The 12,689-nt window shown below is 65.4% G+C and carries 11 protein-coding genes; 5 read left to right on the forward strand and 6 right to left on the reverse strand.

What is annotated here, in order from left to right:
- The first annotated feature begins 1 nt into the window (after position 1).
- The 4 genes from ACEN8U_RS05980 (at position 2) to fba (ending at position 5,259) form a co-directional block, all read left to right on the forward strand.
- Positions 2 to 1,117: a class 1 fructose-bisphosphatase gene (locus tag ACEN8U_RS05980; RefSeq protein WP_310108192.1), complete on the forward strand. Its 1,116-nt coding sequence runs from the start codon at positions 2 to 4 to the stop codon at positions 1,115 to 1,117.
- A 78-nt stretch (positions 1,118 to 1,195) separates the two neighbouring features.
- On the forward strand, positions 1,196 to 2,068 hold the full coding sequence (locus ACEN8U_RS05985; protein WP_013590479.1) for a phosphoribulokinase: 873 nt from the start codon (positions 1,196 to 1,198) through the stop codon (positions 2,066 to 2,068).
- 52 nt (positions 2,069 to 2,120) lie between these two features.
- Positions 2,121 to 4,181, forward strand: coding sequence for a transketolase (gene tkt / locus ACEN8U_RS05990; protein ID WP_310108190.1), 2,061 nt, complete (start codon positions 2,121 to 2,123; stop codon positions 4,179 to 4,181).
- Between the two features lie 40 nt (positions 4,182 to 4,221).
- Positions 4,222 to 5,259, forward strand: coding sequence for a class II fructose-bisphosphate aldolase (fba, locus tag ACEN8U_RS05995; protein ID WP_310108188.1), 1,038 nt, complete (start codon positions 4,222 to 4,224; stop codon positions 5,257 to 5,259).
- A 92-nt stretch (positions 5,260 to 5,351) separates the two neighbouring features.
- Here fba and ACEN8U_RS06000 read toward each other — a convergent pair whose 3' ends face one another.
- Genes ACEN8U_RS06000 through ACEN8U_RS06010 form a run of 3 tightly spaced genes read right to left on the reverse strand, consistent with a single transcriptional unit; the run spans position 5,352 to position 9,490 of the window.
- A complete protein-coding gene (locus ACEN8U_RS06000) occupies positions 5,352 to 6,734 on the reverse strand; it encodes a DUF6513 domain-containing protein (RefSeq protein ID WP_310108186.1) in 1,383 nt (460 codons plus the stop codon).
- Between the two features lie 39 nt (positions 6,735 to 6,773).
- Positions 6,774 to 7,352 (reverse strand): flavoprotein, encoded by a 579-nt coding sequence (locus tag ACEN8U_RS06005; protein WP_310108183.1) that lies wholly within the window; start codon positions 7,350 to 7,352, stop codon positions 6,774 to 6,776.
- Positions 7,349 to 9,490: a sigma-54-dependent Fis family transcriptional regulator gene (locus ACEN8U_RS06010; RefSeq protein WP_310108181.1), complete on the reverse strand. Its 2,142-nt coding sequence runs from the start codon at positions 9,488 to 9,490 to the stop codon at positions 7,349 to 7,351. The genes ACEN8U_RS06005 and ACEN8U_RS06010 overlap by 4 nt, the downstream gene beginning before the upstream one ends.
- Before the next feature lie 377 nt (positions 9,491 to 9,867).
- Between ACEN8U_RS06010 and ACEN8U_RS06015 the strand changes: the two genes are divergently transcribed.
- Positions 9,868 to 10,413: a dihydroneopterin aldolase gene (locus ACEN8U_RS06015; RefSeq protein WP_310108764.1), complete on the forward strand. Its 546-nt coding sequence runs from the start codon at positions 9,868 to 9,870 to the stop codon at positions 10,411 to 10,413.
- A gap of 21 nt (positions 10,414 to 10,434) precedes the next feature.
- Here the strand turns inward: ACEN8U_RS06015 and ACEN8U_RS06020 are convergent, their stop codons facing one another.
- The 3 genes from ACEN8U_RS06020 to ACEN8U_RS06030 all read right to left on the reverse strand — a co-directional run bounded on the left by ACEN8U_RS06020 (position 10,435) and on the right by ACEN8U_RS06030 (position 12,672).
- Complete coding sequence (locus ACEN8U_RS06020; protein ID WP_310108179.1) at positions 10,435 to 10,842, reverse strand: hypothetical protein; 408 nt, start codon at positions 10,840 to 10,842, stop codon at positions 10,435 to 10,437.
- 96 nt (positions 10,843 to 10,938) lie between these two features.
- Positions 10,939 to 11,448 (reverse strand): formaldehyde-activating enzyme, encoded by a 510-nt coding sequence (gene fae, locus ACEN8U_RS06025; protein WP_013342895.1) that lies wholly within the window; start codon positions 11,446 to 11,448, stop codon positions 10,939 to 10,941.
- A gap of 159 nt (positions 11,449 to 11,607) precedes the next feature.
- Complete coding sequence (locus ACEN8U_RS06030; RefSeq protein ID WP_310108761.1) at positions 11,608 to 12,672, reverse strand: triphosphoribosyl-dephospho-CoA synthase; 1,065 nt, start codon at positions 12,670 to 12,672, stop codon at positions 11,608 to 11,610.
- Positions 12,673 to 12,689 lie beyond the last annotated feature (17 nt).

A 12,689-nucleotide genomic window follows, 5' to 3' on the forward strand; every position in this document is an offset into this window, starting at 1 on the left:
CATGCAAGACGGACGCACGACCCTTTCGAAGTTTCTGATCGACACGCTCGACCGCCAGCCTTGCACGGCGGGAATCGTGCAAAACGCAGGGCTCTCCGCGCTGCTGATCGACGTGGCCGCGGCCATCAAGTCGATTTCGGCAATGCTCACCAAGGGCGCGTTGGGCGGCCATTACGGCTCGGCGCAGAGCATCAATACGCATGGCGAGGAGCAGAAGAAGCTCGACATTGCGACCAACGAAGTCTTCGTGCAGCACTGCGAGTGGGACGGTCTGCTCGGGGCCATGGTCTCCGAGGAAATGGCGCGCGTCTACACGATTCCGCCTGGCTACCCGCGCGGCGACTATCTGCTCGCCTTCGATCCGCTCGACGGTTCGTCGAACATCGACATCAACGGTGTAGTGGGCTCGATCTTCTCGGTGCTGCGCCATATCGACGATGATTCCGCTGCCACGCGCGAACCGGTCAGCGAGTCGTCGTTCTTGAGGCCGGGCCGCGAGCAGGTCGCGGCCGGTTATGCGATTTATGGTCCGTCGACCATGCTCGTGCTGTCGGTCGGTAGCGGCACGCATGGCTTCACGCTGGAGCGGGACATCGGCAATTTCGTGCTGACGCATTCGAATATCCGCATTCCCGCGGACACGGCCGAGTTTGCGATCAACGCGTCGAACGAACGCTTCTGGGAGCCGCCCGTGCGGCGCTACGTGCAGGAATGCAAGGACGGGCGCACCGGCTGCCGTGCCGAGGACTTTAACATGCGCTGGATCGCCTCGATGGTCGCCGAGGTGCATCGCATCCTGATGCGCGGCGGCGTGTTCATGTATCCGCGCGACTCGAAGACGCCCGGCATGGAAGGGCGCCTGAGGCTGCTGTATGAAGCGAACCCGATGAGCTTTCTCGTCGAGCAGGCGGGCGGTCTGTCCATTACGGGCCGCGAGCGCATTCTCGACGTCGTGCCGCATACGCTGCATGGCCGAGTACCGGTGATTCTCGGCTCACGCAACGAAGTGGAGCGCATTGGCCGCTATCACGGCGAATACGATCGCGGTGAGGATCAGCCCTTCACGTCGCCGCTCTTTGGCCGGCGCTCGCTTTTTCTGCCGGGTTTCACTGCCTGATTGCGCGCAGCCGGGGCACACGGCATGGAGGTTCGCGAAACGCGGCCGAACAGAACACCACTATCCGGAGACAAGCGCATGTCAGTCAAACACCCGATCATCGCGGTGACCGGTTCGAGCGGCGCCGGTACCACGACCGTGATGAAAAGTTTTACCCATATTTTCAGGCGCGAAAAGATCAACGCACAGATTGTGGAAGGCGACGCGTTTCATCGCTACGACCGTCACGGCATGCGCGAAGCCATGAAACAGCACGAGCGCGACGGCGTGCCGAACTTCAGCCACTTCGGGCCGCAAGCCAATCTGCTCGAAGAACTCGAGGCGCTCTTCGCAAGCTATGGAGAAAGCGGAACCGGCAAGTTTAGGCACTATGTGCACGATGAAATGGAAACGCGCCTTTACCAGCAGGACGCCGGCACGTTCACCCCGTGGGAAGACGTGCAGCCCGGCACCGACCTGATGTTCTACGAAGGGCTGCATGGCGCGGCGGTGACCGACAGCGTCGATATTGCGCGGCATGCGGATCTGCTGATCGGCGTGGTGCCGATCATCAACCTGGAGTGGATCCAGAAGCTGCATCGCGATCAGACCATGCGCGGCTATTCGCACGAAGCGGTGGTCGATACCATCCTGCGGCGCATGCCCGACTACGTGAACTACATCTGTCCGCAATTTTCGCGCACGCATGTGAATTTCCAGCGCGTACCGACGGTGGACACCTCGAATCCGTTCATTGCGCGCGAGATTCCGCAGCCGGACGAGAGCTTTGTCGTGATCCGCTTCGCACGGCCGAAGGGCATCGACTTTCAGTATCTGCTGACCATGCTGCACGACTCCTTCATGTCGCGCCCGAATGTGATCGTCGTGCCCGGCGGCAAGATGGGCCTCGCCATGCAATTGATCTTCACGCCGATGATTCTGCAACTGATCGACCGGCGTTCGCGAGCGTAAGGCGCGCGGCTCTACGTGAAAGAACTGCTTCAGTTTCCGAAGGAGAAATTCGATGAGCGCCGTTGCACAATCGCTTGCCTTACCGCCAACCCGCCTGATGGCCGACGCGCTGCGCATGCTCGCCATCGACGCCGTCGAAGCGGCGAAGTCGGGCCACCCCGGCATGCCGCTCGGCATGGCGGAGATCGCCGTCGCGCTGTGGGGCCGGCATCTCAAACACAATCCGCGCAATCCCGCATGGCCCGATCGCGACCGCTTCGTGCTGTCGAACGGACACGGCTCGATGCTGCTGTACGGGCTGCTGCATCTCACCGGCTACGATCTGCCGATTGACGAGTTGAAACGCTTTCGTCAATTGCACAGCAAGACGCCGGGACACCCCGAGGTGGGCGTGACACCCGGCGTGGAGACGACGACCGGCCCGCTCGGCCAGGGGCTCGCCAACGCGGTCGGCATGGCGCTCGCCGAGGCGCTGCTCGCGCGCGAGTTCAACCGGCCCGGGCATACGATTGTCGATCACCGCACGTATGTGTTCGCGGGCGACGGCTGTCTGATGGAAGGCATTTCGCATGAGGCTGCGTCGCTCGCGGGCACGTTGAAGCTCGACAAGCTGACGGTGCTGTATGACGACAACGGCATTTCCATCGACGGCCATGTCGCGCAGTGGTTCAACGACGACACGCCCGCGCGTTTCGCCGCCTATGGCTGGCATGTGGTGCGCGACGTGGACGGCCATGACGCCGACGCCGTCGACCGGGCGCTGCAGGAGGCGCACGCGGCCGAGCGGCCCGCGCTGATCTGCTGCCGCACGGTGATCGGTCAAGGTTCGCCCGGCAAAGCCGGTACCCACGACGTGCACGGCGCACCGCTCGGCGCGGATGAGGTCGCGAATACCCGGCGCGCGCTCGGCTGGAGCTATCCGCCGTTCGTCGTTCCCGAGGAAGTGCGCTCGCAGTGGGATGCGAGTGCGCGCGGCGAGGCGGCCGAAGCCGACTGGCGGCGCCGTTTTGAAGCCTATCGCCAGCACTATCCGCTCGAAGCCGCCGAATTCGAGCGCAGGACACAGGGTGCGCTGCCCGCGCATTGGCGCGATACGGTTCGCGCCATGCTGCGCGATGCCGACAGCGCGGCGCAATCGGTCGCTACACGCAAGGCGTCCCAGCAGACCATTGCTTTGCTTGCGCGCGCGCTGCCGGAATTGCTCGGCGGATCCGCGGATCTGACAGGCTCGAACCTGACCGACTGGCAGACGGCGGTCGACGTTCACGCCAACGCGATGGGCCTGCAATGGGGCAACTATCTGCACTACGGGGTGCGCGAGTTCGGCATGAGCGCGGTGATCAACGGCATCGCGCTGCATCGCGGGCATATTGCATTCGGCGGCACGTTCCTGACCTTTTCCGACTACTCGCGCAACGCGCTGCGCATGGCCGCGTTGATGAAGACACGCTCGATCTTCGTGTTCACGCACGATTCGATCGGGCTTGGCGAAGACGGGCCGACGCATCAGTCGGTGGAGCACGCCGCGAGCTTGCGGCTGATTCCCGGGCTCGACGTCTGGCGCCCCTGCGATACCGTGGAAACCGCGCGCGCGTGGGCAAGCGCGATCGAGCGCGAGGGGCCGTCGTGTCTGCTGCTGAGCCGCCAGAACCTGCCGTTCGTCCCGCGCGACGGCGCGCAGATCGACGCAATAGAGCGAGGCGGCTATGTGTTGCGGGATTGGCCGGATGCATCCGACGCTGCAGGCCGCGAGCCACCGGCGCTCATCGTGCTGATTGCTACAGGATCCGAAGTATTGCTGGCTCTCGACGCAAGAGCGCTGCTCGCCGAAGCAGGCATCGCGGCGCGCGTCGTTTCCATGCCGTCCACAAGCGTATTCGACCGCCAGCCGGAGAACTGGCGCGATGCGGTGCTGCCGCCGGGTGTGCCGCGCGTGGCCGTGGAAGCCGGCGTGCGCGCGTTCTGGCGGCAATACGTGGGTCTCGAAGGCGGCGTGGTGGGTATCGACACATTCGGCGAGTCGGCGCCCGCTACCGCGCTGTTCGAACATTTCGCGCTGACGGCGCGGGCCGTAGCGGACGAAGCGTGTCGCGTCGTGCGGCGCCCTGCGTGAGCGGCACCACAGCATTTCAACTGTCCTTGGGGAGTTTGCAATGGCCTTCATCGCACTGCGTCAGCTTCTGGATCACGCTGCCGAACACGGCTACGGCGTGCCCGCGTTCAACGTCAACAATATGGAGCAGATCCACGCGATCATGCAGGCCGCGGAGGAAACCGCGAGCCCCGTGATCCTGCAGGCGTCCGCGGGTGCGCGCAAATATGCGGGCGAGCCTTATCTGCGCCACCTCGTGCTGGCCGCGCTCGAGGCGCATCCCGACATTCCGCTCGTCTTGCATCAGGATCACGGCGCGAGTCCAGCCGTGTGTCAGCAGGCAATCCGCTCCGGCTTTACCTCGGTGATGATGGACGGCTCGTTGCTGCCCGATCAGAAAACGCCCGCCACGTATGACTACAACGTCGACGTGAGCCGGCGCGTCGTGGAGGCAGCGCACGCGGTCGGGGTGTCGGTTGAAGGGGAGTTGGGCTGTTTGGGTTCGCTCGAAACGGGCAAGGCCGGCGAGGAGGACGGCGTCGGTGCACAGGGACAGCTTGCGCGCGACAATCTGCTGACCGATCCTGAGGAGGCCCAGGTTTTCGTCGAAGCAACCGGTGTCGATGCGCTCGCTATTGCGATCGGCACGTCGCATGGCGCCTATAAGTTCAGCCGCCAGCCTACCGGCGACATTCTCGCGATCGACCGCATCGTCGACATTCATGAGCGGATTCCGAATACGCACCTCGTGATGCATGGCTCTTCTTCGGTGCCGCAGGAATGGCTCGCGGTGATCCGCGAATACGGCGGCGATATTCCGGCGACCTATGGCGTGCCCGTCGAGGAAATTCAGCGCGGCATTGCGCACGGTGTGCGCAAGGTCAATATCGACACCGACATCCGGCTCGCGATGAGCGGCGCCATGCGCAAGTCGATGGCGAATGCGCGCGCCGAGTTCGATCCGCGCGCCGCGTTGAAGGCAGCCACGGCCGCGGCGCGCAGCGTGTGCGTGGAGCGCTTCGAGGCGTTTGGGTGCGCAGGGCAGGCGCCGCGCATCAAGCCGCTGCCGCTCGAGGCGATGGCGCGCCGCTATCACTGACCGCGAGGAGGGCGTCACGCGTCGAAGCCCGCTGGCGCAAGCGCAGTGATTGCGCGCGGCGGCGTCACGCAGAGTGTAAAGCCACTGGAATTTCAGCGTTTTTTCAGCGTCTCGCCGGGCGCACACCATGCCGACAGGTCCTGTTCCGGCCGCTCAACCGCGCAACCCCAGTCGAGTGGCTGGTCCTGGTCGAAGCGCTTGCCGAGGCGCCATGCAATCTCGGCGCGCGCCAACTGCACGCCCATATAGAACGCGTGGCCGCCGTCGGCTTCGAGATGCAGGTCCGGATAAAGCGCGAACGGATCGGCAGACTTGAGGTGACCGTCGCGGTTATAGACGTGAATGCCGTCGTGGCTGACCTGAACGCGAAAGTTAGGATCACGAACTTCGCTTGCGAATTCGTCGATCTCCTCCGGGCTATAGGGAAATGGGCGCTTCGCGTGAACGGTGGCGAGATCGCCGTTGATACCCTTGGGCAACACCTGCGCCTCGCGCGCGGCATGCATCACGCGGCGTGCGACGTCGGCTTCGCGCACCGCACGCCGCGCGTGCAGGCTCACGGACGTCGTCAATACAGCGCTCACCCGAAGCTCTGCCGCCATGCCGAGCAGTACCGCGTTGATGCCGCTCGTGTCCGCCTCGGTCAGTTCGGTCACGTTGCCGATGCCCATCATGATGGCCACATCCGGATAGCGTTCGCGCAGCCGCACATAGCGTGCAATCGACGTCGCGAGGCCGAACGGAATCGGGTCGAGAATCGGGTCCGCGAGAAACGCGCGGCCTCGAGCGGTGAGAAGGTCGATGGCCGTGTCGAGCGACGCGGGGTCGCGCGGATCGCGTGCGACGAGGATCGGAGTGGACGGCACTTCGTCGGCGATCCAGAGCGTGTCGAGATTCAGGCTCATCAGATAGTCCGCGCCAGCGCGGCCGCCGCGCAGCAGCTCGTCGGTGCGCATGGAATCGACGCTGACCCGATGGCCTTCGGCCTTCAGGCGTCGCACGGCATCTTCAAGGTGTGGAAACGGCGTTTCGGGCAGGCAGCCGATGTCGATCACGTCTGCGCCTTGCGACGCATAATCGCGGGCCCGCGCGGCGATGCCGTCGAGATTAAGGCGCGGCGCATCGACGATCTCCGCAAAAATGTCCGTCTCATAGCGCGACAGGTCGACGGGTTTCGCCTCGCGGCCGAAGAACTGCGGCAGGTCTTTCACTTCTTCCGGTCCGCGTTCGAACGGCACGCCGTAATGTTCGCCGAGCGCCGCCAGATCGCCGCGGCAGCGTCCCGGCACGATCACGCGCTGTGCCGCGAGCGGCGCCGCCACGCGGCGTCGGATCATGTCCGCGGTCATGAGCGCGGCAACCTGCAGGCCGATTTCGCGGATCTCCCAGCTGAAGGGCGTGGGCGCCATGCCGTCGAGCACGCGCATGAGGCTCTTCTCGGCGAGCCGGCCTGTCAGGAAGACGATGTGGTCCATGTCAGTACGCGCCGGGCCGCCCCAAGGCGTGCGTCAATTTCATGCGATATCAAGCACCGCGAGCCGTTGCTCGAGCGCCGCCTTCAATTCATCCAGCGAGCGCACGACCGTCGTGTACTCGAAGCGCGACAGTCGCTCCACGTTGTCGAGTTCGATAGCCCGCGGCCGCAGCTCGACCCATTCGTTAGGGCTTTGGGTCACGACGGTCGGTTCGGTGTCGCATGCAAAGACAATGCCCGGAATGCACTGCTTGCCGGCTTGCGCGTACATGTTGGTGGGCAGCGTGTCGGAGATGCCGAACGCGCACTTCGCCACCGTGTTGCTGGTGGCCGGCGCGATGATGACAGTGTGATACATGCCGTGATACAGCATGCCCACCGGCACGCCGCTCGCGCTCTTGTCGCGGAACACGTTGAAGTGCTCGCGCAGGCGCGGCAGCTTCCAGCCGTATAGCGGCAGCACTTCTTCGGCGGCGGCGGAAAGAAACAGGTCCGTGCGCGGCAGCGCGAGCGCCAGTTCGATCGACTCCTCGAGCAAATGCCCGGAGCCGGTCACGCACCACGCGAAGCGCGCATCGGACTTGAAGTCCGCAAGGTTGCGAGCGGGCGCCTCGGTCATGCGTGATGCGCGTGAGAGGAAGTGTCGCCCGGCGATGGGCTGCCGGCCGCAGAATCGGCCGCCGCCGCGTCGGACGCCATGTCGTCAGCCGCCTCGTCGGCTTCGGTCCCGTCGCCGCCCGAGCCGTCGTGCGACAGACGGATATGCAGCCGCCGCATCTTCCGGTAGAGCGTGTTGCGGCTGATGCCGAGCGCCTTCGCCACGTTGCTCACGTTCCAGCGATTTTCCTCCAGCAACGCAAGCACCGTCTCGCGTTCATTCAGCTGGATCGCATTGAGCGCGGAAAGATCCGCGTCGTCGTCGGCATGCGGGACAGGCTGCGCCGCCGCCAGCGACGCCGCAACCGGCGCTGCCTGCGGCGCGCGCTGCGTGACCTCGGCCGGCAGATCTTCGCAACGGATAGGTTGCCCGTCGCACAGCGCAATCGCCATCTGCAAAACGTGCCGCAACTGACGGATATTGCCGGGCCATGCATAGCTCAGCAACGCTTGCTCGGCTTCCTGCGTCAGCTCGGGCGGATCGCCGTCGGTCTCCGCTTCGAGCAGATGATGAATCAGCGGAAGCTTGTCGACCCGCTCCGCGAGCGGCGGCAGATTGAGTTCGACGCCTTTCAGCCGGTAATACAGATCCTCGCGGAATAGGCCGCTGTGCACGAGTTCGAGCAGGTTGCGGTGACTCGCGCTGATCAGCTGGAAATTGACCTTGACGGTCGTCTCCGCACCGAGCGGCGTGACCTCGTGTTCTTCGATCACGCGCAGCAGCCGCGCCTGCAGCGCGAGCGGCATGTCGCCGATTTCGTCGAGAAACAACGTGCCGCCGTTCGCCTGCACGATCTTGCCACGCCGTCCCTCGCGCTGCGCGCCGGTGAACGCGCCGGCCCGATAGCCGAACAGCTCGCTCTCGATCAGATTCTCCGGCAGCGACGCGCAATTCACCGGCACGAACGGCCCCGACGAAAGCGGACTGATGCTGTGCAGCGCCTGCGCAAACACTTCCTTGCCGGTTCCGGTCTGTCCTCGCAGGATGATCGGAATCTTGCGCTGCACCACGCGCGCGCCGAGCTGAATCTGCGAGGCCATGCGCGGGTCGCCGAATTCCAGATGCGCGATCTCGTCGAGCCGCGCCGGGGGCGACCGCCTGTCGGTCTTCTCCGGCGCGCCCGCCCGCGGCACGGGCGCCGCGACCGCCACGCGCGCGCCGCGCGCGGCGGCGTTTTGCGCCGTCTGCGCGATCAGGAAGAAGCGGTTGGTCGCGTTCGCGCTGTAGACCGTAATCGGGTGGAACGAGCCGCGAATGCTGCGCGCGATCATATCCTCGAGCGACGCGTTGAACGCCTCCTCGATGCGCCGTCCGCGCAATTCGTTCAGCGACCGGAAGCCGAGCTGGAACAGCGCGCTGCGGTTCGCGGCGAGCACGGTGCTGTCGTCCGCGACCGCAAGCTTGCCGCCGTGCAGCGTGCCGACGAATTCCGGGCGGCTGTGAAAGTGGATCATGTTCGCATGCCGGTAGCGCGCGTCGATGAGCCGGTTCTCGATCATCTGCCGCGACATGCCGACGAGCACGAGCGAATGCTGCTGCAACAGCTTTGAGCGGCTCGTCACGTCGAGCACGCCGGCAATCTCGCCGCTGTCGTCGAAAATCGGCGCGGCGGAGCAGGTGAGCGACGTGTAGCGCGGATAGAAGTGCTCATGCTGGCACACGGCAATGCAGTCGCGCTCGGCGAGGCAGGTGCCCATGCCGTTCGTGCCGGCTTCGCGCTCGCTCCACAGGGCGCCGACGCGAAAACCGTCGGCGGCGACGGCCTCGGCAAACGGCACTGAAGAAACCTGGTGCACGATCACGCCGCCTGCGTCGACGAGGACCACCGCGAGTTCGGGGTCGGCGAGCTGTTGATAGAGCGTGGTCATTTCCAGCTTCGAACACGCGATCAGATCGCCCATTGCGTCGCGGCGCGCGTTTAGTTCGTACTCCGTCAGGATGGGCGGCGTGACAAAGCGGGAAGGATCGAGCTGGAATTCATTGACACAGCGCGCCCACGACTGAGCGACGGGCTCGCTCGTCGGCCGCGTCGCCAGTTGATGGTTGACGACGTTGAGGATTTCACGGACGTGCATGGAGCTGTCAGCGAGCAACGACATGGGGTTCGTCTCCGTTGCGGCGCATTCATGCGCGAAGTGCGTGGCCCTGCGTCGTGTTGCCCTCGCGTGGCTTGCCTTGCGCGTCTACGCGTGCCGCTTTATCGATAATGTCATCCCCTCGCGCCGCGGCTTCTGGGTCCGTATGCGCACTGAGTAATCCGCCTGCTACGAGTACTGCCTGGGTCTGTTGTCAGGCGTCGGCTTAAAACTCTACGCCCGATGTCGTTCGTGTTCAATACGAAGTCGCATCAATAGTACAAGGTGTGCCCGCTTTTTGCTTTGATGGAACCCACGCTGTGCCGCACCCGCTGCCCCACGACTTGCGTTTACCCGGGTTGCGTCTCTTAACTTGTTGCCGCTATGCGGCGGAGTACACCATGGACCGTATCGACACCGTTCGCCTCGCCAGCTTCTCTGTTGCCGCCGAGGCGGCCGCGCCCCGCGTAGCGCCGTGGGCCACGCCTTCCGAGGCGCCGTCGGCGTCGGCGGGCCGCATGGACATTGTGTTCATCGAAAACTTCGTCGGTCAGACGATTATAGGGATCGACAGCAGCGAGCTGCACGTGCCGCAGCCGGTGCGGATGAATCTCGCGATCGGCGTCCCCGCGATCCGTGCGTGCGCAACCGATCGTATCGAGGACACCATCAACTACGCGGCGGTGCGCAACGCGCTGCACGCGCTCCTCGCGTCGCACGGCGTGCGCCTGCTCGAGGCGCTGGCGGAGGCGGTAGCGCGGCTCCTGATCAACGACTTCGGCGCGCACTGGGTACGCGTGGCGCTCGCCAAGCCGGCCAAGTTCGACGACGTCGCGGCCGTGGGCGTGCAGATCGAGCGGCAGCGCAGCGACATGCCGAAATCCGCGGATGCCCAGAATGGTCTCGCGAATTATGCGTCGCTGGGCGAGGGGTTGATTCCGAGCTGAGCTTGCAGTGAACCGCACCCGCTATTTCGCTGCGGCCGTCTTGTCGCTGCCGAGCCCGCAACTGCGGTAAGCGTCCGCTTGCAAGGTGCGGAATTTCTTCGTCTGCGCCTTCGCATGGTCGACACGGAACTCGGCGCCGCCTTCGCCGCCAAGCGTCGCATATCGGGAAAACGTGGACTGGTCGACGAATTCGTCGTAGGGCAGCGCCGTCGCCATCTTGTCGATCACGCACGAGCATTTGTAGACGTTCGCGAAATCGTGCCCGTTCTCGTCCATGCAGGTGAGCACGTATTCGACGCGGCCTGTGGTCGGGTAGTTGTAGCCTCCCGCCGGGGCCGCGGCTTCCGGCGCATCGCCGGCCGCGAAGGCGAGCGGCGTGGCGAGCATGAAGCAGGCACAGGCCGCGAGCGCGCGACATCGTAGGGTCATCTCATCCCTCTTGAGAGCAATGGCACCACTGCGCAGTGCAAAGGCCCGCGCGGCGCGCCAGCGCTTTCGCTTTGCGCGCACGCGGGCCGCGAGCCGTCAGTTCGGTGCAAACGGGTGGGCGACGCTGCTCTTCTTCGACACGACTTCGGCAGCCGTCGGTTCGCCTCTCACCGCGCGCTGAATCGCTTCGCGCGTGGCCTTGTAGTTGTACTCCTGAATCTTCTTGTCGTCCTCCGCCTGCCAGTGAATGAAGACGCCGACGCACAGGAAGAGGTCGTCGGCCTCGTCCGCGGGAATCGTGCCGTCCTCGACGCTGTCCGCGACGGCGAGCGCGACCGCGTGCTGCGCCGGGCCGAACATCTGCACGGCCTGCTTCGCGCCCTTGATGGTGACCTTGTTGAAGAGAATCGTGTTCGGCTTCGCGAGCAGGTTCGGCGCGACCACCGCGAGCAGCGATGTGAAGCCGTCCTTATTATTGGTGAGCGCATTGCAGAATGCGGTTTCCGCAGCGGAACCTCGCGGTCCCATCAGCAAGTCGATGTGTGCGACCTCGTTGCCGTCGCCGACGAGCGACTCTCCTATCAGGACGCGATTGATCTTGGCCATGCTGTTCCTCCGATGAGTGGAATGGGGACTTGCCGACTGACTGACATGCCGCCTGTGACGCGCCTGGTCCGCGCGCGCCCGGCGGCGGTTGATGCACGATGGCATTCACTAACAGAATCCGTGCCAATGTCCTGCGGTCTCGTGCGGACCGGCGGCGCGTTACGCCTCGGGTGCGCGTTCAATGGCGCTTGCGTTGCGCGGCTCGTCGAGGCACAACGCGACGAACAGCGTCGCCACGGTCAGGTCCGCGCTCGTGCCGGGATTGATGGCGGCGGCTTTCAGTTCGGCGTCCCACACATCGAGCGGCGCGCGCGCCGCGGCCGGACCCGTTTCGCGTAGCGCGCTGCGCCAGTGCGCGTGCTGCGCGCGTGCCGCAAGCGTGACACTCTGCGCCACGGCCGCGCCGTGCTTACGCAGAATGTGCGAATCGGGCCATGCGGCGAGGAAGGTGAGGAACAGATTGAGGGCGGCGGCTTGCGTGGCGGCTTGCGTGGCGGCTGGCGCGGCGTCTGGCGTGTTGTTTGACGCGGCGGCCGGAGGGGTGACCCGAGCCGCGACCCGACCGGCGACGAACGCAGTCGCTGCCACAGCACTCGGCGCAGCCGTGCCCGGTTGGCCGGCAGTAAGTTCCCGCAGCGCGGCGAGGCCGGTTTCGAAGATGTCGCGAAACCCTTCCGCATATTGACGCGCGATGCTGTCGCGCCCGGCGGCGAGCACCATCGCGTCGCGCAGGCCGACGGTCGGCGCATCGTGCACGGACTGCTCCGGGGCGTCGCCGAGACCGCCGGGGTGGGCGAGCGCGATTGCGCGATACGCGAGGCGCGCGTCCTCGATATCGAGCCGGGAGAGCGCGCGTTCGGTCGCCGCCTGCCATGTTTGCGCCGACAGCGGGCGCGCAGCTACTTCGAGCGCTGCCGCAAGCGGAGCCACGAGCAGCAGGATGCCGAGGTTCGTATTGCAGCCCACAGTGGCGCGCGTGCGCGTCACCGCATCGAGCAGGCGTTGGCCCACTGGCGCGCCGGGCGCGAGCAGCGCATCGGCCGCGGCCTCGGCGCTTGCGATGAACTGGGCGGCGCTCATGCCGTGCCCTTCACTGTCCACGCTCACGTTGCCGGGCTTCGGCGTATCGACGTCGAGACGGCAGGCGGTGACGAACGCGGCGCGAACGCGTTGATCGGCGGGGCGGCGGGCGTCGGCTGAAGCGTCCGAATGCGCCGGGTGCATCGAGCCGCCCGGCGACC

Origin of the sequence: Paraburkholderia phenoliruptrix (genome assembly GCF_047325075.1) — a bacterium.
GTDB lineage: Bacteria > Pseudomonadota > Gammaproteobacteria > Burkholderiales > Burkholderiaceae > Paraburkholderia > Paraburkholderia phenoliruptrix.